This is a genomic window from Faecousia sp. (genome assembly GCF_048519415.1).
Taxonomy (GTDB): Bacteria; Bacillota; Clostridia; order Oscillospirales; family Oscillospiraceae; genus JAZOXB01.
The window spans coordinates 1-24,468 of record NZ_DBFZUT010000070.1; the positions used below are offsets into that span (position 1 = coordinate 1).

The window sequence follows — 24,468 nt, forward strand, 5'->3', positions numbered from 1 at the left end:
TTTTTATCGACAGCCGTTTGTGACCTGCTCCGGGCGGGTAGAATCTCTCCAGATACCGGACAATGTCCGGCTAAGGGAGGGAGCGCAATGGTCAAGGGAACGACGCGGCAGGTCCTCGTGGTGCGGCCGCAGGAGTCCGACCTGTTTGAGCAGGCCATTTTTCTGCTGCGCGAGGAGGCGCTCGAGCAGCACGGTGTGACGGAGCAGGCCCTGCTGGAGGAGGCGCGCCGCCTTGCTGCCGCACCGCCATCCGCACGCCCGCACCGCCGCATCCCGGCTCTCCTGTACGCCGCGATGGGCGCGGCATCTGTGGGGCTGGCGTGGCTCTCCTGTGTGCTGTTTTTTTAAGGCAGCACCACATCATTCGGCGAGAGCATTCGGCTAGAGATTTTTTGTCGAGACAAGGCTTGAAAAGTGCAGATGTACTTTGTGTACCCGCAAGGGGCATGCCGCATCCGTAAGGCGGCAAAGCCGCCAACGGCTGCGCAATACCTCAAACTTTTCAAGCCGATGGATCGGCAGAAAATATCCGGCGAAGGCCGAAGACGCAATGATGCGGCGCTGCCCTGAGGCTTCTCCGCCCGCTCAAAAAGACGAACGGGCAGAGTTGCTTTTTTTCGCGCTTTATGGTACAGTATGGGTCAGGAGGGATGGACCCATGCAGCTGTTTTCCGGCGATACGCCGCTTTTTCTCGCACCGATGGCCGGCGTAACGGACTACGCCTTCCGCACGGTCTGCGCGCAGCATGGCGCGGACGTGACCGTAACGGAGATGGTCTCCTCCCGCGCGCTCGTCTATCAGGACCGCAAGAGCCGCGGCCTGCTCCGCCGGAACGAGGGCTCGCTGTGCGGCGCGCAGATCTTCGGCAACGACCCAGCCATGATGGCCGAGGCCGCGCAGATCGCCGTCGGCATCAGCGGGTGCGACTTTCTGGACATCAATATGGGCTGCCCCATGCCGAAGATCGCCAACAACGGCGACGGCAGCGCCCTCATGCGCGACATCCCGCTGGCCGGGCGCATCATCCGCGCCGTGGCGGACGCCGTTTCCGTCCCCGTGACCGTAAAGACCCGCCTTGGCTGGGACCGGAGCTGCCCGAGCGCCGTCGCGCTGGCCCGCGCGGCGGAGGAAAACGGTGCAGCCGCCATCACGGTCCACGGACGCACGAAGGCCATGCTCTATTCCGGCCGCGCAGACTGGGACGCCATCGGCGAGGTCGTGCGCGCTGTCTCCATCCCCGTTATCGCAAACGGCGATATCTCCGACCCCGAGCAGCTGCTGCGCTGCCGGGCGCACAGCGGCGCTTCGCTGTTCATGGCGGGACGCGCCGCCTTCGGCGACCCGTGGCTTTTCGAGCGGCTGCGCGCTGCCCTGCGCGGCAAGACACCCCCGGAGCTGCCGCCACTCGCCGACCGCGTGGACACGGCTCTGCAGCAATTCGCACTGGCGCTCGAGGACAAGGGCGAGCATATTGCCTGCCTCGAGGCGCGCAAGCATTTTGCATGGTACCTGCGCGGCGTGCCGCACAGCGGATTTTATAAGGAACAAATCTCCAACATTTCCGCCTTTTCCGACATAGAACGTCTGGCAAAAGAGATCAAGCGTGATCTGAGGTGATCCCCATCGACGAAAAGCACATGATCCGGCTGGCAGCCGACGGCGATATGGCGGCGTTTGAGCAGCTCGTCACGACGCATCAGCCCGCCATCTACCGGCTCGCGCTGCGCATGACCGGCAATCCGGAGGATGCCGCCGACATGACGCAGGAGGCCTTCCTGCGCGCGTGGCGCGGGCTTGGCAGCTTTCAGGCCGATTCCAGCCTGTCCACCTGGCTGTTCCGGCTGACGTCCAACGTCTGCATCGACTTTCTGCGTGCTGCGCGCCGCCACCTGGTCGTTCCCATCTCCGGGCTGGACGCCGACGGGGAGGAATATACCCTCGATGCACCCGACCCGGCCAAGCTGCCGGAGGAGGAGCTGCTTGCGCGCGAGGAGCGGGAGGAGCTGCGGGCCGCCATGGACCTGCTGGCCCCGGAGCAGCGGCTGATCCTGTCGCTGCGCGTGGAAAATGACCTGAGCTATACGGACATCGCCGCTGTGCTTGGCGTGCGGGAGGGAACGGTCAAATCCCGCCTAGCCCGCGCCCGCGACCAGCTGCGAAAAAAGCTGTCCCAGAGCGGGAACAAAGCGGCCGCCGCCTCGTCTAATCCGCAGAAAGGAGGTCGGGGCCATGAACTGTAACGATTATCTTTCACTTTTGAGCGGACATCTCGACGGCGAAAACTCGCCGGAGGAAGAGCAGCGGCTGCAGGCGCATCTGGCGCAGTGTGCAAACTGCCGCGCACGGCTGCAGGCCTTCGAACGCGGCGACCGTCTGCTGCGGGCAGACACTGCCGTCCCGCCCGCCGGGCTGACAGCCTCCATTCTGGCAGCCGCCGCCAAAACACCGCAGCGGCCGGTCAAAAAGCCGCGCCGCGCCTACTGGGGCGGGCTTGCCACAGGCCTTGCCGCTGCCGCGCTGGTCGTCTTCACTCTGCTCGGTCCACTGAAGGGCTTTGCGCAGCAGAAGGCCAACGATACTGCCGCTACTGCCGCGCACGGCGACGTCGTGATGGGATACAGCGGCAATGTCACGTCATTTTACCACGATGCCGCAACATCCGGTGTTGAGGCGCCCGAGTGCATGGCAGCGGATACGGACGGTGCAGAGACCGTGTATGGCAAGGCGGCAGAGCCGGTGCTCGTCGTGCTGAAGGGCGCGCACGCCGACGTTCTGCCGGAGAGCAGCGAGCTGCTGTCCGAGGAGGAGCGCGTCAGCTGGAGCGAGACGGCCGGGCTTTGGCCGGAGGACGTCCGCGCCGCATATCGCCTGCCGGCGGAAGCGCTGCCAAAGCTTCTGGCAGACTGCAGCGGGATCTACGCCTTCACGCTCTCCGCTCCGGTGAAGGAGGCAGCGGAATGCATCATTCTGCTGGCCGCAGAGGATTGAACCGATACCGCTGCAGAACGGATTGCTCTGCAGCGGTATCATATTATCAGGAGGTATTATGTGCACTGCGATCACCTATCAGCCGCGTGAGCTCTATATGGGCCGCTCGCTGGATTACGAGGCATCCTACGGGGAGGAGCTTGTGGTACTCCCCCGCCGGTTCCCGCTCCGCTTCCGCCACGGCGGCGGCTCGGAGCAGGGCTATGCCATCCTCGGCACGGCCCATGTGGCGGACGGCTATCCGCTGTATTACGATGCTGTAAACGAAAAAGGCCTCGGCATTGCCGGGCTGAACTTTGTCGGCAACGCCCGCTATGCCGCGCCGCAGGACGGGCGGCAGAACGTGGCGCAGTTCGAATTCATTCCGTGGCTGCTGCGGCAGTGCGCCACGCTGGCGGAGGCCCGGCAGCTGCTGCAGGCCGTCAACCTGATGGGAACGCCGTTCAGTGCGCACTTCCCTGCCGCCCAGCTGCACTGGCTGCTCGCGGACGCGACCGGCGCCCTCACGCTGGAGCCGACTGCCGAGGGGCTGCAGATCTACGAAAATCCCGTCGGCGTGCTGACGAATAACCCACCGTTCCCGCAGCAGCTCTTCGCGCTGAACAACTATATGCATCTGTCGCCGAGACAGCCGGAGAATACCTTTGCGCCGGACGTGCCGCTGCAGGCCTACAGCCGCGGCATGGGTGCGCTCGGTCTGCCGGGCGACCTGTCCTCCGGCTCGCGCTTCGTGCGCGCCGCCTTCACGAAGCTCCACTCCGTCTGCGGCGAGAGCGAGGCCGACTGCGTCGGGCAGTTTTTCCACATCATGGAGACGGTCTCGCAGACGCGCGGCTGCTGTGAGGTCGCACCGGGAGAATTTGAGCGCACGATCTACACCTCGTGCTGGAATGCCGCGCGCGGCATCTATTACTACACGACCTACGGCAACCGCCGCATCACGGCCGTCGACCTGCACCGCGAGCCGCTGGACGGCACGGCGCTGCGCCGGTACCCCATGCTGACGGCGGAGGACATTCTCATGCAGAACGGGGGCGCGGGCACATGATCCCCAGGCTTCTGATCCTGATCGGTCTGGTGCTGGCCGGGTGCGCAGCACTGTTTTACCTTGTCTCGCGCGTGCATCGCTTCCGTTTCTCGCTGGCGCTGGCCCGCGGCAGGCGCGGCTGGAGCTGGGTGATCTCCGCGCTGGCTGTGCTGCTTCCTTCCGCCGCGATCTGGCTGGCGTGGGGCTATATGAACGCCATCATCTGCCTGCTCCATCTGGCGCTGTTCTGGCTGCTGAGCGACGCGCTGTTCGCCCTGCTGAAGCGGCTGCACGGCAAGCCGTGGCGGCGGTATTATGCCGGGCTCACGGCCCTGCTGCTCACGGCCGCCTATCTTTCGGCGGGCTGGGTGCAGGCGCACCATGTCTGGCAGACAAACTATATCATTCATACGGACAAGCCTGTTGGCACGCTCCGCGTCGCGCTGCTCGCCGATTCCCACATGGGCACCACGTTCCACGCAGACGGCTTTGCCCGCGAGCTGGACCGCATCGCGGCGCAGAAGCCCGACCTGCTCGTAATCGCGGGCGACTTTGTCGACGAGGATACGGAGAAGGAAGACATGCTCGCCGCCTGCAGGGCGCTCGGGCAGCTGGATATGCCGGTCTACTACGTCTTCGGCAATCATGACAAGGGCCTGTATGACAGCAAGTGCACCCGCGGCTTCACGGGCGACGACCTCGCCGCTGAACTGACGGCAAACGGCGTGCATGTGCTGGAGGACGAGATCGTGCCGATCGGCGATGCCTTCTGGCTCATCGGCCGTCAGGACGCCTCAGAGGAGCTGGGCCTCGGCGGCGGCCGCGCATCCATGGCTGAGCTGACACGGGGGCTGGATACGGCGCGCTACTCCATCGTGCTGGACCATCAGCCGCATGACTATGATGCCGAGGCGGCTTCAGGCGTCGATCTCGTGCTCTCCGGCCACACCCACGGCGGGCAGCTCATCCCCCTTGTGCAGCTCATCCGCTGGTTCCACCTGCATGGCGACGACGCCGTCTACGGACAGGAGCGGCGCGGGGATACGGACTTCCTCGTCACGTCCGGCATTTCGGACTGGGCCATCCTGTTCAAGACCGGCTGCCGGTCGGAATATGTGATCATCGAAATTCAGGGGACATAAATACGGCAGCCTGTAGCGGCGCTCCCTGAGCGCCATGCAGGCTGGCAATATTTGCGGCATGAATTCAATGGCGCAATGCCCTCAGATTTGTCATTGCGAGGCCCCAAAGGGGCCGTGGCAATCTCGCCGTACCCGGTTGAATCGTGAGAAAGCCATCGGCGAAAACGCAACTTCCTCCCCGAGATTGCCACGTCGCTTCGCTCCTCGCAATGACACATCAGGGTAGTACCGGCAGCCAACCGGCTCTCTTGCGACGACATAAACAAACCCTCCCGCCGGGCGGCGGGAGGGTCCTTTGCTGTTTGTTGGCTTATCTGCCGAGGTCCTCGACATAGAGCTCGCGGACCGCATTGGGATCGGCGGCCTTCTTCTCGGGCTCTGCGGGCTTCGGGTTGTTGCGGGCTTCCATGAACTTGCGCGCGACCTGCGGGAACAGGGCGTAGGACAGAACGTCCTCCTCGCAGCGGGCGATGTCCTTGGACTCCTCGCGGTACTGCGCCAGCTCCGGCTTGAGCAGGTCAGCCGGGCGGCAGGTGATGACCTTGTCATCGCCGATGCACTTGCGGCGGACTTCCTCATTCACCTTGCCCGGCAGCTTGCCGTACTCGCCGCGGAGCAGGCCCTTGGATTCCTTCGGGACCATCTTGTAGCGCTCACCGGCGACGATGTTCATAACGGCCTGCGTGCCGACGATCTGGCTCGTCGGGGTGACGAGCGGAGGATAGCCGAAGTCCTTGCGGACGCGGGGCACCTCGGCCAGCACGTCGTAATAGCGATCCTCCTGGCCTGCCTGCTTGAGCTGGCCGAGCATGTTCGAGAGCATGCCGCCGGGGACCTGATACATCAGGGCCTTCGTATCGACCTGCAGGACCTTCGGATCGAGGAAGCCTTCCTTCTTCAGCTTGTCGGCGACCTTGCGGAAGTGCGTGGCAGCCTCGTTCAGCTTGGCAAGGTCCAGCCCGGTGTCGCGGTCGGAGCCCTGCAGCGTCGCCACGAGGGACTCGGTTGCGGGCTGGGACGTGCCGTTGGCAAGCGGAGACAGCGCGCAGTCCACGATGTCCACACCGGCCTGACAGGCCATGAGGTTGACCATGTCGCCGGTACCGGCCGTGTTGTGCGTGTGCAGGTGGATGGGCACGGAGACGCTGTCCTTCAGCTTGCGCACGAGGTCATAGGCGTGCAGCGGCAGCAGCAGGTTCGCCATATCCTTGATGCAGATGGAATCTGCGCCCATCTTCTCGAGGTCCTTGGCGAGGCCGACAAAGTAATCGTCGTTATGCACGGGGCTGACGGTGTAGCTCAGCGCGACCTCGGCCCAGCCGCCGTACTTCTTCACGGACTCAACAGCCTTGCGCAGGTTGCGGATGTCGTTCAGCGCGTCGAACACGCGGACGACGTCGATGCCGTTTTCGATGGACTTCTGGCAGAATTCCTCGACGACATCGTCGGCATAGTGCTTGTAGCCCAGGATGTTCTGGCCGCGGAAGAGCATCTGCAGCTTCGTCTTGGGCATGTGGGCCTTCAGGGTGCGCAGGCGCTCCCACGGGTCCTCGTTCAGGAAGCGCATGCAGACGTCAAACGTCGCACCGCCCCAGCACTCCAGCGACCAGTAGCCCATATTGTCCAGGAGCTCGCAGGCAGGGAGCATATCCTCGATGCGCATACGCGTGGCAGCCTGAGACTGGTGCGCGTCGCGGAGGATGGTTTCTGTAATTCGCAGCGGATTCTTCTTTTCCATAACGGACATACCTCCTTATCAGCCGAACAGGGCGATGAACACGCCCGCGGCGACGGCGGAGCCGATGACACCGGCGACATTCGGGCCCATGGCGTGCATGAGCAGGAAGTTGCTGGGATCCTCGCGCTGGCCTTCCTTCTGGGAGACACGCGCGGCCATCGGAACGGCGGACACACCGGCAGAGCCGATGAGCGGGTTGATCTTCTTGCCTTCCGGCAGGAAAATGTTCATGAACTTGGCAAGCAGGACGCCGCCGGCCGTGCCGCACATGAAGGCGACAATGCCCATGGCGAGGATGCCGAGCGTCATCGGGCTGAGGAAGGACTCTGCCTTCGCCGTAGCGCCGACGGAGACGCCGAGGAAAATGACGACGATGTTCATGAGCTCGTTCTGCGCGGTCTTGGACAGACGGTCGACCACGCCGCACTCACGGAACAGGTTGCCGAGCATCAGGCTGCCGACCAGCGGAGCTGCGCTCGGAACGAGCAGAGCGACGAACGCGGTGACGGCAATCGGGAAAACGATCTTTTCCTTCTTGGAAACCGTACGCAGGGCGTCCATGCGGATCATGCGCTCCTTCTTCGTGGTCAGGCCGCGCATGATGGGCGGCTGGATGACCGGGACGAGCGCCATGTAGGAATAAGCGGCAATGGCGATCGGGCCGAGCAGCTCGGAGGCCAGCCGGGACGTGACATAGATTGCGGTGGGGCCGTCCGCGCCGCCGATGATGCCGATGGAGGCAGCCATCTTCTGCGTGAACTCAAGGCCCGGGATACCCAGCTTGCTCAGGCCGAGCGCGCCGAGATAGGCGATGAAAATACCGAGCTGTGCGGCAGCGCCGAGCAGCAGGCTCTTCGGGTTGGCGATCAGCGGGCCGAAGTCCGTCATGGCGCCGACACCGATGAAGATCAGGCAGGGGTAGATACCCAGCTTTACGCCGAGGTAGAGGATGTCGATGAGGCCGGCGGCTTCATTCGCACCATTCGAGAGCGTGACGCCGTTCTTGATGAGGTCCCAGTGGATATGACCGCCCTCAAAAATCTCGGAGTGGAACATACCTGCGCCGGGCAGGTTCGTCAGCAGCATACCGAAGGCGATCGGCAGGAGCAGCAGCGGCTCAAAGCCCTTACCGATGGCCAGATACATTAGGACGAAGGAAATGAGGATCATGACGATCGATTTCCAGTCCGCATTGTGGATCAGGGTGGCGATGCCAGCCTGATTCAGGAAATTCGTCATTGCTTCCGTATTGGACTGTGCGCCCTGCTCCTCTACAGCGGTGGTCTCCGCGGCTGACGAGGAGTCCGGCTCAGCGGTGGCGGCGGAGGCGAGGGTGAAGCACAGGCACACCAGAAGCCCCAGCACCATGAGCGCAATGAGCGCGCGGTGCAGGTTCTTATTCTTTTTCTTGAACATACGGCATCTCCTTACCCGCTTACGCGATGGTGCAGAGGAGAGCCTGAGTCTCGACGGAGTCGCCCTTGCGGACGTTCACACCGGTGATCTTGCCGTCGGAGGGAGCGCAGATCTCGTTCTCCATCTTCATGGCTTCCAGAATGACGAGAACGTCGCCCTTCTTCACGGACTGACCGGCCTGGACCTTGACATCCAGAATGGTGCCGGGCATCGGAGCCTTGACCTGAGCGCCTGCACCGGCAGGAGCGGGAGCGGCGGCGCTCATCTTCGCGGGAGCAGCCATTTCTTCGATCTCGATCTCATAGAGGGAGCCGTTGACGTTCACACGATACTTTTTCATACTTCTTGTTCACCTTTCTCAATATGTTTTTACAGCTTCTTGACGGAAAGAATGCGGATCGCAGATGCATCCGTACCGCTTGCCTCGGCAATGGCTGCCGAAACGGCGGCAAGGAACTCTGCGCGGTTGGGAATGCTGCTTTCCTGAGCAGGCGCAGCAGCGGCAGCGGCCTGCAGTTCCTCCTTCTTCGAGCTGCCGCGGCATGCCAGACCCAGCAGCCAGCACAGTCCGATGATGAGGATCAGGACGACGAACACCGTCACCAGTCCCATGACTACAACAAACCAGTTTTGCATTATTTGCCTCCTCGCTTTGGACGGCAGAGCCGTCTTATTTGATTTAGAGCAGCGCCGCACAATTCAGCAAGAGCATTCGGCGAGAGATTTTTTGTCGAGCCGAGGTTCGAAATGTGCAGATGTGCTTTGTGCACCTCAAGCGTTTCGAACCGATGGAGCGGCGAAAAATGTCCGGCGAAGGCCGAAGGGGAACGATGCGGTGTTGCCTTGTACTCCCGGCCGGGGTTTCCTGCTCCGGCCGGATAGTTAACGAAAGAGAATCAGGAGATCGCGAAATCGATGGATTTCAGCAGCTGGCGGTTCACATAGACCTCCAGCGTGTACTCCCCTGCCGCGCCCGGATTCGGGATCGTGCTGGTATGGCGGCGCTCATGCCACATCTGGTCCCAGGTGAGCTGCGCCGAGGCATCGCTCACTGGCTCGCCGTTGGCATTGCGAATGACATAAAGCAGGGTGATCTCGTCGTCGGAGTCCTCCTTGCGCGTCAGCTCCAGGCACAGAGCGATGTCCTCATCCGCTGAGAAGGAGGTCTTGGACGTCGTCAGGGAGCGGTAATCCCAGTTGACCTCCGCCGGCGTCTCCCACAGGGAAATATAGGTCGTGGAGGGCGTTGCGCCGTAGCGGTCGAAGCGGCCGCCGGACGGCGTTTTGGCGCTGGCCTCGACGGTACCGAACACATCCGCACCGTCTGCAGGCGTCAGGGAGATCGTGTAATCCGCATCGGGGATGAGGCCCTTGAGCGTGACGGAGTTTTCCGTGCACTCCTGCAGACGCGGCTCGTGATTGCTCGTCGGCACGCCGTAGGTCACATACCAGCCGCCGGCGGGCGCACCGGAGGCCGTCTGCCACGAGGCGGTGATGGTGCCGTCCTCATTGGCCGTGGCCTGCAGACCCGTCACAACGAGCGGGTTGGCGGGCAGCGTGAGCACGGCGGGCGCGGGCATACCCTCGGCCGAGACGGTGAAGGTATAATCGCGCTTGAGGTCGGGCAGCTCAAAGACGCAGCTGCTCTCCGTGACGGTCTGCGTGACCGTCGTGAACTGACGTGCCTCGCAGGTGACCGTCCAGCCTGCGGGAATGTTTTCGCCCGTCTCCCATGTCACGGTGACGGTGTTTCCCTCGATGCTGCTGACATTCAGCTTATCGACCTGCACAACGGGGATGGGCGTGAACTCCGTCGTCGTCGTGCCGGTGAGGAAGACGGTATCCGTTCCCTCGAGCGTGAACGTGTAATTCTGCTGCAGCGTCAGGCCGGTGACCGTGACGGTATTGCCGGTGAACTGCTGCGACTGCTTTTGGCCGTCGCCCGCCGCATAGGACACGGTCCACTGGGCAGGCGTCGGGCCGTTGGCGCTGAAGCTCAGCACCACGCTGCCGTCGGCATCGCCGAGCGAGGCGGTCAGATCCGTGATCTCCGTGGCCTCCGGCGTCGTGACGGAGAGGGTGCTGACGCCGCGGCTGCTCAGGCGGTGGCCGTCGGCCGCCGTGACGGTGATGGTATACTGCGTGTTTTCCGACAGGCCGGTGAAGACATACTGACCGTCGGCCGCCGTGGCGGGATAGGAATTGCCATACATGTCGGAGCAGGTCAGGCGGAAGTCCGCCGCCTTGTCGCCGCTCTCCAGCGCGACCGTCAGCTCCTCCGTCGTGCAGCGCACGACGCGCAGGGCATCGGCCCGCACAAAGTAATACGAAAGCAGGAACCACGCCGCCGCGCCCAGCAGGACGACGAGCGCAGTCACGATGCCGATCGTGACGGCACGGCGCTTTTTCTTCGGCTTTTTCACCGGTTCGGGCGGGAGTGTGCTCTCCGCGTCGTTATCGACATAGGTCGCCTCCGGCTCGGCGGGCCGGTCAGGCTCGTCCGGGGACGCTTCCTGCTCCGGTTCCTCCGTCTGCGGCGGTACGTCGCCGACGGCCGCATTCACCGAGGCGAGGAAAGCGTCGAGGTCCATCTGATCCGGGTCCTCGTCCTCCGGCTCTGCCGGGGCAGGTCCGGCTTCCTCCGCCGGTCCGGTCTCTTCTGCAGGCTCGTCCGCTTCCGGCTCGGTATCTTTGACCGGCTCTGCCTCCTTGACCGGCTCCGCCGGTTTTTCTGGCTCGGCAGGCGGCTGCGGCTTTTCTTCGGCCTTCTGCTCCGGCTTCGGTGCGTCCGGCACGGCATCGGGATCGATGTCCTTTTCCGTGCCCGCGCCGGAAAGGTCCGGGGCAAAGCTCGTGCGGAACTTCTCGTCGAGCTGCTCCGCGTCCGTCATGCGGGCAGGCGCGTCCTCCCCGTCCGTCTCCGCCTCGGGCGCGAGCGGCGCCTCCGGCGTGACGATGGGCGGCACGATGAGCGTGTCCGACACCTCGTTGCGCTGCATATAATAGACCAGCGCCTGCTTCAGCTCCGCCGGGGTCTGGAAGCGGTCCTCCGGACGCGGAGCGCAGGTCTTCAGGATGATGGCAGCCAGCTCATAATCGGCATAGATCGGTGTCGGCATGGCCTTGCCGGTCAGGCGGAGCTTGTCCGCCATGGCCTCGCCCGTGGCCTCGTCTTCAAACGGGCCGTGGTTGCCGTTGTAGATGCGGTAGAGCAGCATGCCGACGGCATACAGGTCGATCGTGGGGTTTGGGGACGCCGTGATGGCGGAAAGCTCCGGCGCGGAATACGGACCGAGGTAATTCTCCGGCACCGAGGCATACTGCAGGTCCTCCAGCGGCGCAAGGCCGAGGTCCCCGAGCAGGAACCGCCCGGACTGCGTGAGGAACACGTTCTCCGGCTTGAGGTTTTCAAACAGATAGCCCGCATCGCGGCAGGCCGTGAGCGCGTCGCACAGGTCGATGCCGAGGTTCACGGCGCGCAGGCCGGTCATGGCGCTGTGGTCGAGGAAGGCGCGCAGCGAGACCATGCGCGGATAGAGGATATAGACATCGTAGCCGATGCCGCTCTCCTTCGGCTCGATCTGGTAAGAGCTCGCGCCCGCAAAATAGCCGTTCTCTGCCAGACGCATGCCGGTGTCGAGCTCGTTTTTGATATCCTCGGCAACACTGCCGTAATAGGCATGGACGGCGGCGTCATCCGGGTAAGCGCCGGAGAGGATCAGCGCCCGCACCTGCAGGTCAGACGCGGGGACGGAGATCCGCTTTACGACAAAGCGCTCGCCCGACTGGACGTGGCGGAGGGCGTAGCAGGTACAGCCATTGTGCCCGGCGATCTCCTCCTCAACGGACATCTGATCCAGCAGAGGGGAGACAAGTTTCAGTTCGGACATCGGGTTCGCCTCCTAAATCAAGAACTCAAATTATTTCTAGTATATACTATGATATTTTTGCAAAAAATGCAAGAACATTCTTGTCATATTCTTCGGAAAATGGTATGATAGGAAAAACCGGCGGAGGCGATTCCTGTCGTATGCCGGAGGAAAGGAGACCAAGCATAGCACGATATGCGTTGAGATATGGAAAATAAAGTTGTTTGTGACTACTGTGGCACGATCTACGACGGTTCGCGCGAAAAGTGCCCGCTCTGTGGCAGCACCACCCGCGCCGAGGCCGCGCCCGCCGCGCCGCGCCGCCGCCTGACCGAGGAGGAGCGCAAAGCCCGCCGCCGCACCCAGCAGGAGGAGCAGCGCGCGCAGCAGGATGCGCAGCGTGCTAGGCGTGAGGAGGACCGTCAGGCCCGGCTGGAGGAGCGCCGCCGCGTTCCGCAGAAGCAGCGCAGCTCCAAGGCACCCGAGACGCAGGGCGGCATCCCGCGCGGCTATCTGCGCGCCGCCGTGGTCTTTTTGACGATGGCCGTGCTCGTCGTGCTGTTCTTCATCGGCGACATGATCGGCTGGTGGCCCGGCCTGGAGGATGTGCTCCGGGCGACCACGCCGAGCGAGACGGCCGCCGCGCAGGACGATTCCTCCTGCACCTTCCTGAATTTGACGCCCGATCATCTGAGGTTCTCCGCCGCGGACGAGACGCTGCAGCTGCAGGTCGCCATCAACGCAAGCTGCGAGCAGCCCGTGTCGTTCAAGAGCTCGGATGAGAGCATCGTCCGCATCTCCGGCGACCCCGTTGTGAGCGCGCCGGACTACGACCAGACCGAGGTACTGGCCCAGATCGTCGCCGTCGGCGAGGGGCAGGCCACGATCACCGTGACGTGCGGCGAACGGAAAATGACCTGTGCCGTCACCTGCGATTTCAGCGGCAGTCCCACGGACGCCTCCACGGAGCCGGATACGGACGCCACGGAGCCGAGCGAGCCGACAACCGCCGCCAGCTTCAAGCCGGAGCTGAACTACAGCGACGTGACCATGAGCCTGCACAACGAGACGCTCCGCGTCAAGGTCACGAACCTGCCCGCCGGGAAGGCCGTGAAGTGGTCGAGCAAGGACGAGAAGGTCGCCATCGTGGACGAGGACGGCCTTGTCACGGCCAAAGGCCCCGGCGTAACGACCATCATCGCCGACGTGGGCGGCAAGACGGCCGAGCTCATCGTGCGCTGCAGCTTCGAGGACACAGCCGAGGGCGGCTATCACCTCTCCCTGACGGACGTCACGCTCAGCGTAGGCGAGAGCTTCAACCTGCGGCTGCTCGATGAAAACGACGAGCGCGTCGAAGGCGCAAGCTACAGTGTGAAGGACACGACCGTCTGCACGGCAGACGGCTCGAAGATCACGGGCAAGGCCAGCGGCGTCCCGCGCGTGACCGTCACCTACTACGGCGAGAGCTTCGAGTGCATCATCCGTGTAAAGTAAATTTAACAAAGAATTTACGGCGGCGTGCTGGTACGGTACGCCGCCGTATGCTATTCTATGGGTGGAAGTGCGGAGCGCATGACGCCGCGTTCCGCCGCGCAGCCGCCCTCTGCGGCGCTTGAACCGGGCTGCTGCGGCGAAGGCAGCACGCTGCTTGCGGAGCACGCATGCCGCGCCCTGCCCGGCAGGACGGATCGTATTTCCGGAATTAAAATATTCGCCCGCTGCGGGACCGCAGCGGGCTTCTTTCGCTTTTTGCGCTCTTATTGACGCGGAGACGGCAAGGCAACACCTCACAATTCAGCGAGATGCAATCGTGCAGCGCTGCCTCAGATCATTTGGGCAAGTTTTGTGCGGAGGAAGCGCCCGTTCAGGCGCTCGAACAGACGCGGTAATCCGGTATAGCGCGCGACAAGCCAGCCAATCTCAGCCACAGCCACGCCGCTAATGACATCGTAGAACACATGCTGCTTTGTGAACATCGTCGCAAGGAACACGAGCACGGAGCCGACGGTGCACAGCGTGCACGTCAGGCCGCGATGGCGGAGACTGCGGCACTCATAGATATAGCGTGTGCCGAGCCACGAGACAAAGCAGTGGATGGAGGGGAACAGATTTGTCGGCGTGTCCAGCAGCCAGATCGTCCGCATGGCCCAGCCCGTAAAGCCGCCCGTTTCCAGCGATGGGCGGACATTGTGCGTCGGCAGCAGGACGAAAAACAGGAGACAGATCACCTTGGCCGCAAAATCGGCCGCCACAAGGCGATAGCACAGAGAGCGGCTCTCCTTGGCCACGACGGAATACTGATAGATCCAGAACGGGAACGCCGCGACATAGACGAAGACCCAGACCGGGGAAAACGGGAACGCACGGTCGAAGGCCGCCGTCATATCGTGCATGGGAAGGCTCCAACCCAGGACCTGCAGCAGCTTCGGGCCGCTGAACGCGATGAGGTTCATCAGGCCCGTGATGGCAAGCGGAAGGCTGTTTTCCGGCGGGACGATCTTATGCAGGAGTCTGCGCAGCAAGCTACCACCTCCAGAACAGAATAGGGAGATTATAGCAAACCGCCGGGATAAAGTCAACCGCAGAAGGGCACTGATCCACTGCCGCACCACCTGACGCGGCGATCTCGGGTAGGCAGTTGCGTTTTCGCCGGGAGTACCCTGTTATCCAACCAAGCACTGCGAGATTGCCACGTCGGCTGCGCCTCCTCGCAATGACAATTCGGGAGTCATCCCTATTTTAACGAGAGCCTACACAAGTCGACAGTACAGCGCCGGGAGGGGCATGCCCCTCCCCTACATAACGCGTGCGGCCGGTGGGAATGCCCGGGAATCTGCTGGCTCCCTCCACCAGCGTTCCTTACTCCGCCTTCTTCTCGCGGAAGGCAAAAAAGCGCTGGCCGAAGTAGTTGAACACCACAAAGAGGCCCATGCCCGCCAGCATGGCCAGATTCTCCGCCCATTTCTTCGACAGGCCGGAGAAGATCAGCCGCACGAGCGGCTTGGCAAGGCCATAGGCAAGGCCGTAGCACACGGCGATATTCAGCGCGAAGCGCAGGGCCGTCCCCCAGCCGCTGCCCTGATATTTGAACGTGAAATACCGGTTGAGGAAATAGCTCATCACGCTTGCAAGCGCATAGCTCAGGCCCGTCGCCGGCCAGTAGGAAAACCCGGCAAGGTTATACAGCAGGAACATCAGGCCGTTGCCAACGAGCGTGTTGAGCACGCCCACGAGCAGGAACTTCCACAGTTTTTCGTCAAACAGCATTCGGAGCTTTTCTTTCATACGGATTCTTCTTTCTTTATTGCCAACAGGACGTGATCGTTCCATCGCTGCTGACGGTGTAAATCGTCTGTCCGTCGCTGCTGACGCCCTCGAGCGTGACCGTCAGCTCCTGCAGGCCGCAGGCACTGCGGACATCATAGGAAATGACGCCGACGATATCGAGGTAGCTCTCGAGCGACAGGTCGTCCTTGTAGACCTCACCGCCGAACTTCTGCGCGGAGGCATAGGTCATGGTGCTCTCCTGCGTCAGGCGGAGCGTTCCGGCCGTCTCGTCATATTCGGCATCGGAAAACTGCGGCCAGTTCTCCTGCACGACGGACTCGACTGAGGCTCTCGGCTCGTCCTTCGCGCCGCAGGCGCACAGCAGGAAGGTGGCCAGGACAATGGCCAGAAAACAGGAAACAGATCTCACAGGCAGCGCCTCCAACAACAAAAATCGGCGCGCATTCTGCGGACCGTATGCCCTATCATACCGCAAAGGCCGGGAAAACGCAAGCAAAAAAGAATCGCAGGCCGGTCATGCGGCGTCCGTCAGCCTTGTGTGTGCCAGAATGCGGGCAAACTCGGCATGATAGTTCTTCTCCAGCTCTGCCGCGCAGCGGATGGTCAGAGTGTAGCACGTCGTGCCGTCATAGAGCAGCGTGCCGCAGCAGGCAAGCTCTCCCTCGTCGTCCGCGCCCGTCCACGCGAACTGGTACTGATCTGCCTGCGGCCAGGCCAGATAGACCGGGTCCAGCGCAGCCGTCTCTCGGCCCGTCAGCTGCCGCAGCACCGCATCGGGCGCCCCGGCTGCCGTCTCGATGACGACCTCATAGGCCCCGTCCGCGCGCGTATAGACGCTGCGTCCCTCTGCGGAGTCCTCCGCCGAGCGCTGCAGCTCTGACGGGAGCTCGGCCGTCAGGCAGAACTGCGGCGGCTCCGGGCCGGAGCCGGGGTCACAGACCGTCTCCGCATCCGCTGCGCTCTTGACAGCGCAGCCGCTCAATGTTAAAATCAGGCAGACAATTGCAATGCATGGAATCCGTTTCATATTCCACCTCCGAAAGGATGATCCTGATGCTGAAATACTATGTGTGCTGGCTGCTTCTCATGAGTGCCGTCACGTTTTTTCTTATGGGATGGGATAAGCATCTCGCCCGCTGCCGCCGCAGGCGTATCCCCGAGCGCGTGCTGCTCAGCTGGGCGGCGGCCGGGGGCGCGCTCGGCGGTGTTCTCGCCATGCAGCTGTTCCGCCACAAAACGCTCCACCGCCATTTTTCCGTCGGCATGCCCGTAATGCTGGCCGTGCAGCTCCTGCTTGGCGCAGCGGTCCAGCTCTGGCTGTGAAACATCCGGCACGCACTGCCGTCTTATATACGGGATTTCGGTTGCAAAATATCCGTCTATACGATAGAATATAATTACTCTGGCTGTGCTCTCCGGGCGCAGCCGCTGAACAGGAGCAGAGAGCATGAAACAAAGACAAAGCCGCGGTCTGATGCCGTGGATCCTGACGCTGCTGTGCGCCGTACTTCTCACGGTATGGGTGCTCGGCAGTATGCCCGCCGCCCCGAAGGAGGGCGCGGCCGTCGCCGCTGGCACGGCCTATCTGGACAGCGCGGCCGCAAAGGACGCCTCCGCCATCGCCGAAACGCTGCGCGAGCGGGAGAAGCAGCGCCGCGCGGAGCTGCTGGCCCAGCAGAAGAAGGAGGAGCGCGATGCCCTCGTTGCAAAGATCACGAGCGGTGAGCTGGACATCTGGTCCATGTTCGACAGCTACGTCATCCTCGGCGATTCCCGCGCCGTCGGCTTCTATTACTTCGATTTTCTGGAAAAGAGCCGCGTGCTGGCGGACGGCGGAAACACCATCCGCGACGTTGCCGCGCACATGGACGACATCCGCGCCCTGCAGCCGGACTATGTCTACCTGTGCTACGGTCTGAACGACATCAGCATTGGCTATTGGGACACAAAGGAGGAGTATGTCGCGGAGCTGCTGCAGGTCGTCGCCGACCTGAAGGAGGCCCTGCCCGGCGTGACGGTCGTCGTCAGCTCCATCCTGCCCGCGCAGGACCCTGCTTTTGAGAAGAGCTCGAAATGGCGCAATATCCCCGAATGGAGCGAGGCCGTCGGCGCGGCCTGCGCCGAAAACGGCATTCCCTTTGCGGATAATACCGAGATCTGTCAGACCTATGCCGACCTCTGGCAGCCGGACGGCATCCACGTCCGCCCGGAATTCTACCCCTATTGGGCTGCCAATCTGATCCTTGCCGGGCTGGACAGCCCTGCAGAAGCGGAGGATGCGACAAATGAAACAGAAAACGATCCTGCTTGAGCTGCTGCGCTGGCTGTGCGCAGGGCTTGCCGTCGTGTTCCTCGTGGTGAGCTTCCGGCAGGAGCCGGTCAGCTCGGCCGCCTTTGAGGATGTGGCCTCCGCCGTCACGGCGAGCGTCGACCTGAGCGCCCTGCAGGAGGGCAGCGTGCAGATGGTCAAGCGCCTGTACGGCCTGAATCCGTCCGATTTTGACGGCTGCCTGCTCTATTACCCGCAGACAAACATGGAGGCCGAGGAGCTTCTGCTGCTCAAGCTGCGCGATACGTCGCAGCAGGAGGCTGTCCGCGCCGCCGTGGAGGCCCGGCTCGAAACGCAGAAGACCAGCTTCGACGGCTACGGCCTGGAGCAGTATGACCTGCTGACGAATCATTCCATTCTGGATATCCGGGGCAACTACGTTCTGTTCGTCGTCCATAAGGACGCCGCTGCCGTGCAGCAGGCGTTCCGCGGCGCGCTGTAAGGAGGGGAAGCTATGGCATTCAGTACACTCGTCTTCCCGTTCGTATTCCTGCCCGTCAGCCTCATCCTGTATTTTGTGCTGCCGAAGCAGCTGAAAAATGCCGCCCTCGTTGTGTGCAGCCTCGTGTTCTTCGCCTGGGGGACGCCGGAATACCTCGTCCTCATGGTGCTGGACATCGCGTTCCACTATTTTGCGGGCCGTGAGCTGGCGCTTCAGAAAGCGCGCGGCCGGAGCGGGCGGTTCGTGCTCGTCTCGTCCGTGCTTGTGAATCTTCTGTTGCTGGGCTTCTTCAAATACTACGGCTTCCTTGTGGACAATCTCAACGCCCTGCTCGGCACGGCGCTGCGCGCCCGGGAGCTGCCGATGCCCATCGGCGTGTCGTTCTTCACGTTCTCGCTGCTGTCCTATCTGTTCGACGTCTACCGCGACCGCGCGCCCGCTGCGCGCAATGTGCTGGACTTCAGCCTGTATGTCACGTTCTTCCCGAAACTCGTCTCCGGCCCCATCGTGCAGTATGCCGAGATGGAGCCGCAGCTGCGCGACCACCCCGTCACGCGCGAGGGCTTCGGCTCGGGCGCGCGTCTGTTCCTCATCGGCCTTGCAAAAAAGGTCCTGCTGGCCAATACGCTCGGCACGACGTTCTATGCGCTCTCCGCCCTGCCGATGACGCAGCTTTCCACGCTGAGCGCGTGGCTCGGCGCGGTGTGCTATGCGCTGATGCTCTACTTTGACTTCAGCGGCTATTCGGACATGGCCATCGGCCTTGCCTCGATGTTCGGCTTCCGCTTCGGCAAGAATTTTGACTATCCCTATGTCTCGCAGAGCATCACGGAATTCTGGCGGCGCTGGCATATCTCGCTCGGCGCGTGGTTCCGCGACTATGTCTATATTCCCTGCGGCGGCAGCCGCGCCGGGACGGTACGCACCATCGCGAACCTGCTGCTCGTCTGGCTTCTGACCGGCATCTGGCACGGCGCAAACTGGACGTTCCTACTCTGGGGCGTTTATTACGGCATACTGCTCCTCCTCGAAAAGTTCGTGCTGCGGCGCGCGCTGGAGCACCTGCCCGGCCTGCTGCGCCATGTGCTGACGCTGCTGCTCGTGCTCATCGGCTGGGTGTTCTTCTTCTCGTCCTCGCCCGCTGCGGCCTTCGGCTGGATCGGGCGGATGTTCGGCAGCGGCAGTGCGCTCGTCGACGCCACGGCGAAGTATTATCTGGCAGGCTGCTGGCCCCTGCTGCTCGTGGGCGCGATCGGCTCGTTCCCCGTCGTCTCGCATGTGGGCACCAATCTGCTGCGCCGCAGCAAGGCCTGGCAGGCCTTCTCCGTGGTGCTGTTCCTGGCGCTGCTGCTGTTGTGCATCGCCCTGATGATGAACGACACCTATTCCACCTTCCTGTATTTCCAGTTCTGATCGGAGGCGATGGTTTTGGAAGAACACAGAAATCCGCGCCGCTCCCGGCGGCTTGCCTACCAGCGCGCCCGGCTGCAGCAGGGCCTTCTTATGAGCGTCATCCTGCTCGGGACCATTCTCTGCCTGACGCTCGGCAGCCTGCTCACCCCGGACCGCACCTATTCCGACAGCGAGAACCGCAAGCTGGCCCAGTTCCCGAAGCTGAGCTGGTCCGCCGTGAAGGACGGCAGCTGGTTTTCCGATCTGGAGTCCTACACGGCCGATCAGTTCGCCGGCCGCGATTTCTGGATCGCGCTGCGGCTCCGCTTCCTGAAGCTCACGGGGCAAAAGGAATCCAACGGCGTCTACCTCTGCAGCGGCGACTATCTCATGGAGCCGCCCGCCGATCCGCCGCAGGACAGCCGCAATGTGGAGGCCATCAACGCCTTTGCCGCGCGCCACACGGACCTGCGGCTGAACATGGCCGTCATTCCGAACGCCGCGTGCATTCTGGCGGACAAGCTCCCAAAAAATGCGCCGGTCCGCGACCAGAGCGCCGACCTGACTGCGCTGGCGGGCAGCCTGCAGAGCATCTCGTACCTTGACGTCTCGGCTGCACTTTCCGCTCACACGGACGAGCAGCTCTATTACCGCACGGACCACCACTGGACGAGCCTCGGCGCGCGCTATGCCTTTGAGGCCATGGCAGCCCAGCTCGGCATCTCGCAGCCCATCCGGAATTACGACACCTATACCGTCTCCACCACGTTCGAGGGCACGCTGGCCTCCCGCAGCGGCAGCCACGCCGCCTATGACACCGTGGAGCTGTATGTCCCGCAGACGGACGTGGAATACTACGTTTCCTACGGCGATGCCGCAGAGACGTCCGCCACGATCTACGACCGCAGCGCGCTGGACCAGAAGGACAAATACACCGTGTTCTTCGGCGGCAACTACCCCCGCGTGGACGTCTATACGACGGCCGAAACCGGCAAGACGCTGCTGCTGTTCAAGGACTCCTATGCCAACTGCCTCATGCAGTTCCTCTATCCCTATTACGACCACATCATTCTCATCGATCCGCGGTATTATTATGACAATGTCGAGTCCGTCATCTCCCGCGAGCAGGTCACGGACGTGCTGTTCCTCTATAACGCAAATACCTATTTTGAGGATACCTCGCTGGCCGATGTGCTGAATGTCTCGGAGAACTGAAGAAACCGCGAAGGGCGTGCAGCTCGAAAGCTGCACGCCCTGTTTTTTAACATGTTCTGCAATTTCGCTTGCAGGAGTACGGCTGTCAGGCCCGGCGCGGCACTGCCGAGCCGCGCGGGTTGACGTCAAAAACGTAACTGCCTTCCCGAGATTGCCACGGCCCAGCTGGGGCCTCGCAATGACAATCTGGGGGCCGTTTCCGATCTAGCGCACGAACTCCATACCGCCGTCGCGGATGCGGATGGTGCAGGTCTCTCCGGCAGAGAAATCCATAGAGTCCATTGACCCTTCTTCGAGAAAGCTTTTAAACTCCACGGTAAACGCCGCGTCCTGCGCAGTGAGATACAGCTTCCCGCCTTTCCGCACACAGCGGATATGGCTTTCCCCACTGCCGGTCACCTCCAGATAGAACTCTTCGATGGAAAAAAACCGTACGCTGTATTCCATATTCTCGCCCGTGGTCTCAACGCCAGAGTCGGTAAATATGGTCCTTTGGACCCCACTCCCGAGTACGGCCCACCCGCCCAGATCGCTGCCGACGCTGATGAAAGAATCCGGACCTGCATTCTCAAGGGAAGCCTCGAGCCTTTTGCTGTATGGAACTGTCAGAGAAAAATATGAAGCGCTGAAACCACCGATCGACGCATCTATGACCTGCATATCTCCGCTGTAATTCGTACCTTCGCACTCCAGCGTCTCTCCCTCTGCATTCTTGAACCAACACTTTCCGTGACTCTCAAACGAAACCAGCATCTCCTCCGGCACCGGGTGCTGCTGCCGGTATTCGCAGACAGCGGAAAAAGCGACAAGCAGGCAGAGAAATACGATCAGTAAAATCGGGATCGCTTTTTTCATGAAGGATACCTCCGTTTCCAAAGGCGTGGTTGGCACTCGCGGCAGGCACTTGCAGGCCGTAATGGGTATCGTGGAAGCCCACCAACCGATTGCGTCTGTAGCGGCGCTCAGCGAGCGCCTTGCAGACTGCAGGTTTGGTGGCACTCCGCCGAGCGCACAAGCCAATGTAGCGGCGCTCAGTGAGCGCCCTGTAAGGGGCTATTCAAATGCAGAAGAGCACTGGTGCACCGTGGCACTCCCCTGACGTGTCATTCCGAGGAGCGAAGCGACGTGGGAATCTCGCAGTACCATGGTGGATAACAGGTAGGCTATGGCGAAAACGTAACTGCCTTCCCGAGATTGCCACGTCGGCCGTTGGCCTCCTCGCAATGACAAATCTGGGAGCCTTACTCGATCGCCGGGCATGCCTCCAAATTTGCAGCTGCCATAGGCGCTCAATGAGCGCCGCTACAGACGCAATTGGTGCATACCATTTTATCGGCAGCTGGTTCGCATCGGCAGTGCCTTCCCGAGATTGCCACGGCCCCGCTGGGGCCTCGCAATGACAAATCGAGAGTGTTTACCGTTTTGACGATAGCCCGCTTCTTGCGTCGGAGCAGTGCCGGGTCCGGCTGTCCGCTCCCCTACAGGGTGCGCGCAGTCGTTGCTCCTCAGTCCACGCGCTCGAACACCATCGGGTATTCCGAGCCGAACATTCCGCCCCAGTCGCCGCTTTCCTCGTCCTGCGGCGGCGTCAGATAGAGCTTGTTGTCCTCCACGGAATAGTAGAGGATATCCTCCCAGTCCTCCCCGCTCTGCGTCAGGTAGAGGATGCCGTTCGAGGCCGTATAGGTCCCGGATGAGCCGTCCACATCGAGCTGCAAACCGGCAAAAGCCTGTTTCAGCATCGCCTCCTGAACGGGATACTTCTCACACAGCGCGTCCTCCAGCGCATTGAGCTCTTCCCGGAGCGCCTTTGCGTCATAGTCCATGTGATAACTGCCGTCCTCCTCGAACGTGACGAGCATCGTCATCACCGTGGGATCATCCATCTGCAGATCCAGGCCGAGCGCATCGTTGAGCGCATCGAGCAGGTTCGGCGTCAGATCGACCTGCATTTTCCAGGTCCCGGTAAGTACCGCATCCGTCTCTCCCGTCGTCATGTCTTCCCCGTAGAGAAGCCGCGCGATCTGTGCGCCGATGCGCTTCTCCAGCGCCGTCAGCTCGTCCTCGGAGAGGTCGAACAGGCCGACGGGGCTGTCCGAAAGGGCCTCGGGCTGCGTCTCGAGCGCTGTCCAGTGCATTGCAAGCGTTCCGAGCAGGCCCTGCTGCTCCGTCAGGTCAAGCGTCGCCGTAAGCTGCGCGCCGCCGTCCGCGGTGCCATAGCTTACCGTAAGCAGGTCGATCTGCTCGGCACCGTAATCCATTGACAGGCGCGCCGTCAGGCTCTGCGCCGCGTCATCCAGCACGAGCTGCAGGCCATAGCTGCCGGTCTCGTCGCCGACGGCGAGCGTCAGAAGGCCATTCTGACCGGTAAGGCCGCAGACAAACAGGACCTCCGGCTCCGCATCGTCCTCGGCCGTCCAGACCTCGATGCGGCTCCACGGGTTCTCCTCTCCGGCAAGCTGGATGCGAATCGTGATGTCCGTCCCGGATTCGCGGGTCGTCATCTCCCACGCGCGGACCATGCCGTCGCCGTCCACCGAGACGTGCAGCGGCGTGCGCACGCTGTCGATCAGCTCGCCGATCACGGTATCCGTGCTCATCTTCACGCCCATATTGACGGTGAAATCGATCTCATAGGCATCGCAGAAGGCTCTGCACAGGCGCGTGAGCTGCTTTTTGCTGAAATCGATGTCGTAATTCGTGACCGGCACGCTGCGCCCGTCGAGCGTCAGGACGGACGTCCCGGCCTTCGTGACCTTCAGGCTGTCGCCGAAGGTTCGGAGCTTATCCTGCAGATCAGCAGACAGGGCCGGGTCTCTGGCGGTCTCCTCCGGGAACAGATCAAGGTCCTCCACCGAGCCGAGCTCCCCCAGCATTTCGCCGAGGGCGGAATCGGCATAGGCCTCGGCAACGCCGTGCGCCGGGATGCTGTAGACCTCGTCCGTGATGCCGGGCAGCGTGAGCTGCAGCTCCTCCGCATCACCGTAGAACGAAATAGGCAGCGTCCCCTCCCCCCACGGCATGGTCAGCTCGGCCGTGCCGCCGAGGCGGCGCACCGCATTGTCGCGCTGCGAATAGATCTCGGCAGCGAGCGTTTCGCCGTCGGATTCGAACGTGAGCGAGGCCGTCAGCGCGCGCTGCTCGCTCAGCGGGCCCCGCAGCGTCTCGGCAAAGGCCATCAGCTTCTCCGGACGGCCGACCTCCGTCTCGAGGGCAGCGGCAGTCTTCTGCCACGCGCGCTGCACACGGGCCTCGGGCGCATTCCACACGAGGAAGTAATACAGCGCTCCGGCGGCCAGCGCCAGCACAACGACCGGGAGCAGGATCCAGAGCCAGATCCGCTTTTTGCGCTTTTTCGGCGGCTCCGGCGGCAGGTCCTCTCCGGGCATGACCGGCATTTCCGGCGCAGGCTCCGGCATTTCGGGCATTACGGCCGACTCGGGCATCGCCGGTTCCGTTTCCGGCGGGTCGAGCGGGCTGCCGCAGGCGGTGCAGAAGCGCACGTCATCGACAAGCGGCGCGCCGCAGTTATGACAATACTTCATAATTTTCCCTTTCTCTGTCGAAATAACGGTTTGTTAACATTCTCATCCTATCATGAGACGATGGGCCTGTCAAGCA

23 protein-coding genes are annotated in these 24,468 nt (G+C 62.5%); 12 read left to right on the forward strand and 11 right to left on the reverse strand.

Features of this window, described 5'->3' with window-relative positions:
• Positions 1 to 87: 87 nt before the first annotated feature.
• From ACMKFF_RS07425 to ACMKFF_RS07450, 6 genes are all read left to right on the forward strand, one after another.
• Positions 88 to 348, forward strand: a complete 261-nt coding sequence (locus ACMKFF_RS07425) for a translation initiation factor 2 (RefSeq protein WP_419496536.1) — start codon at positions 88 to 90, stop codon at positions 346 to 348.
• A gap of 310 nt (positions 349 to 658) precedes the next feature.
• Positions 659 to 1,618: a tRNA dihydrouridine synthase DusB gene (gene dusB, locus ACMKFF_RS07430; protein WP_417324295.1), complete on the forward strand. Its 960-nt coding sequence runs from the start codon at positions 659 to 661 to the stop codon at positions 1,616 to 1,618.
• Complete coding sequence (locus tag ACMKFF_RS07435; protein WP_418468945.1) at positions 1,615 to 2,241, forward strand: RNA polymerase sigma factor; 627 nt, start codon at positions 1,615 to 1,617, stop codon at positions 2,239 to 2,241. The genes dusB and ACMKFF_RS07435 overlap by 4 nt, the downstream gene beginning before the upstream one ends.
• Positions 2,231 to 2,989, forward strand: a complete 759-nt coding sequence (locus tag ACMKFF_RS07440) for an anti-sigma factor family protein (protein WP_419496537.1) — start codon at positions 2,231 to 2,233, stop codon at positions 2,987 to 2,989. The genes ACMKFF_RS07435 and ACMKFF_RS07440 overlap by 11 nt, the downstream gene beginning before the upstream one ends.
• A gap of 58 nt (positions 2,990 to 3,047) precedes the next feature.
• Positions 3,048 to 4,037: a choloylglycine hydrolase gene (gene bsh / locus ACMKFF_RS07445; protein WP_419496538.1), complete on the forward strand. Its 990-nt coding sequence runs from the start codon at positions 3,048 to 3,050 to the stop codon at positions 4,035 to 4,037.
• Positions 4,034 to 5,158, forward strand: a complete 1,125-nt coding sequence (locus ACMKFF_RS07450; RefSeq protein WP_419496539.1) for a metallophosphoesterase — start codon at positions 4,034 to 4,036, stop codon at positions 5,156 to 5,158. Before bsh ends, ACMKFF_RS07450 begins: the two co-directional genes overlap by 4 nt.
• A 310-nt stretch (positions 5,159 to 5,468) precedes the next feature.
• Here ACMKFF_RS07450 and ACMKFF_RS07455 read toward each other — a convergent pair whose 3' ends face one another.
• The 5 genes from ACMKFF_RS07455 to ACMKFF_RS07475 all read right to left on the reverse strand — a co-directional run bounded on the left by ACMKFF_RS07455 (position 5,469) and on the right by ACMKFF_RS07475 (position 12,202).
• Positions 5,469 to 6,896: an oxaloacetate decarboxylase subunit alpha gene (locus ACMKFF_RS07455; RefSeq protein ID WP_418465175.1), complete on the reverse strand. Its 1,428-nt coding sequence runs from the start codon at positions 6,894 to 6,896 to the stop codon at positions 5,469 to 5,471.
• 18 nt (positions 6,897 to 6,914) lie between these two features.
• On the reverse strand, positions 6,915 to 8,066 hold the full coding sequence (locus ACMKFF_RS07460) for a sodium ion-translocating decarboxylase subunit beta (protein WP_417324309.1): 1,152 nt from the start codon (positions 8,064 to 8,066) through the stop codon (positions 6,915 to 6,917).
• A gap of 265 nt (positions 8,067 to 8,331) precedes the next feature.
• A complete protein-coding gene (locus tag ACMKFF_RS07465; RefSeq protein ID WP_419496540.1) occupies positions 8,332 to 8,652 on the reverse strand; it encodes an acetyl-CoA carboxylase biotin carboxyl carrier protein subunit in 321 nt (106 codons plus the stop codon).
• A 29-nt stretch (positions 8,653 to 8,681) separates the two neighbouring features.
• On the reverse strand, positions 8,682 to 8,948 hold the full coding sequence (locus ACMKFF_RS07470) for an OadG family protein (protein WP_367926703.1): 267 nt from the start codon (positions 8,946 to 8,948) through the stop codon (positions 8,682 to 8,684).
• A gap of 260 nt (positions 8,949 to 9,208) precedes the next feature.
• The gene (locus ACMKFF_RS07475; RefSeq protein ID WP_419496541.1) at positions 9,209 to 12,202 is read right to left on the reverse strand and encodes a fibronectin type III domain-containing protein; all 2,994 of its coding nucleotides are present in this window, start codon (positions 12,200 to 12,202) and stop codon (positions 9,209 to 9,211) included.
• Positions 12,203 to 12,388: 186 nt separating this feature from the next.
• Here ACMKFF_RS07475 and ACMKFF_RS07480 point away from each other — a divergent pair, with 186 nt between their 5' ends.
• Positions 12,389 to 13,675 (forward strand): Ig-like domain-containing protein, encoded by a 1,287-nt coding sequence (locus ACMKFF_RS07480; RefSeq protein WP_419496542.1) that lies wholly within the window; start codon positions 12,389 to 12,391, stop codon positions 13,673 to 13,675.
• Between the two features lie 329 nt (positions 13,676 to 14,004).
• On the opposite strand, the gene ACMKFF_RS07485 is transcribed toward ACMKFF_RS07480, so the two are convergent.
• The 4 genes from ACMKFF_RS07485 to ACMKFF_RS07500 form a co-directional block, all read right to left on the reverse strand.
• Positions 14,005 to 14,703, reverse strand: coding sequence for a phosphatase PAP2 family protein (locus ACMKFF_RS07485; RefSeq protein ID WP_349135396.1), 699 nt, complete (start codon positions 14,701 to 14,703; stop codon positions 14,005 to 14,007).
• Positions 14,704 to 15,040: 337 nt separating this feature from the next.
• The gene (locus ACMKFF_RS07490) at positions 15,041 to 15,466 is read right to left on the reverse strand and encodes a GtrA family protein (RefSeq protein WP_419496543.1); all 426 of its coding nucleotides are present in this window, start codon (positions 15,464 to 15,466) and stop codon (positions 15,041 to 15,043) included.
• A gap of 16 nt (positions 15,467 to 15,482) precedes the next feature.
• The gene (locus ACMKFF_RS07495; RefSeq protein WP_349135398.1) at positions 15,483 to 15,878 is read right to left on the reverse strand and encodes a hypothetical protein; all 396 of its coding nucleotides are present in this window, start codon (positions 15,876 to 15,878) and stop codon (positions 15,483 to 15,485) included.
• A 105-nt stretch (positions 15,879 to 15,983) separates the two neighbouring features.
• A complete protein-coding gene (locus ACMKFF_RS07500; protein ID WP_419496544.1) occupies positions 15,984 to 16,496 on the reverse strand; it encodes a hypothetical protein in 513 nt (170 codons plus the stop codon).
• Between the two features lie 26 nt (positions 16,497 to 16,522).
• On the opposite strand from ACMKFF_RS07500, the gene ACMKFF_RS07505 reads away from it, so the two are divergent.
• The 5 genes from ACMKFF_RS07505 (at position 16,523) to ACMKFF_RS07525 (ending at position 20,847) form a co-directional block, all read left to right on the forward strand.
• Complete coding sequence (locus ACMKFF_RS07505; RefSeq protein ID WP_419496545.1) at positions 16,523 to 16,792, forward strand: DUF1294 domain-containing protein; 270 nt, start codon at positions 16,523 to 16,525, stop codon at positions 16,790 to 16,792.
• Positions 16,793 to 16,916: 124 nt separating this feature from the next.
• On the forward strand, positions 16,917 to 17,780 hold the full coding sequence (locus ACMKFF_RS07510) for an SGNH/GDSL hydrolase family protein (protein WP_349135401.1): 864 nt from the start codon (positions 16,917 to 16,919) through the stop codon (positions 17,778 to 17,780).
• A complete protein-coding gene (locus ACMKFF_RS07515; RefSeq protein WP_418487045.1) occupies positions 17,755 to 18,240 on the forward strand; it encodes a DUF4358 domain-containing protein in 486 nt (161 codons plus the stop codon). The genes ACMKFF_RS07510 and ACMKFF_RS07515 overlap by 26 nt, the downstream gene beginning before the upstream one ends.
• Positions 18,241 to 18,252: 12 nt before the next feature.
• Positions 18,253 to 19,653: an MBOAT family O-acyltransferase gene (locus tag ACMKFF_RS07520; RefSeq protein ID WP_419496546.1), complete on the forward strand. Its 1,401-nt coding sequence runs from the start codon at positions 18,253 to 18,255 to the stop codon at positions 19,651 to 19,653.
• Between the two features lie 15 nt (positions 19,654 to 19,668).
• Entirely contained in the window at positions 19,669 to 20,847 is a 1,179-nt protein-coding gene (locus tag ACMKFF_RS07525; RefSeq protein ID WP_419496547.1) for a DHHW family protein, read from the forward strand.
• Positions 20,848 to 21,051: 204 nt separating this feature from the next.
• Here ACMKFF_RS07525 and ACMKFF_RS07530 read toward each other — a convergent pair whose 3' ends face one another.
• Together ACMKFF_RS07530 and ACMKFF_RS07535 are read right to left on the reverse strand one after the other, a co-directional pair.
• The gene (locus ACMKFF_RS07530; protein ID WP_419496548.1) at positions 21,052 to 21,702 is read right to left on the reverse strand and encodes a hypothetical protein; all 651 of its coding nucleotides are present in this window, start codon (positions 21,700 to 21,702) and stop codon (positions 21,052 to 21,054) included.
• 650 nt (positions 21,703 to 22,352) lie between these two features.
• Positions 22,353 to 24,392 (reverse strand): zinc-ribbon domain-containing protein, encoded by a 2,040-nt coding sequence (locus ACMKFF_RS07535; protein WP_419496549.1) that lies wholly within the window; start codon positions 24,390 to 24,392, stop codon positions 22,353 to 22,355.
• Positions 24,393 to 24,468 lie beyond the last annotated feature (76 nt).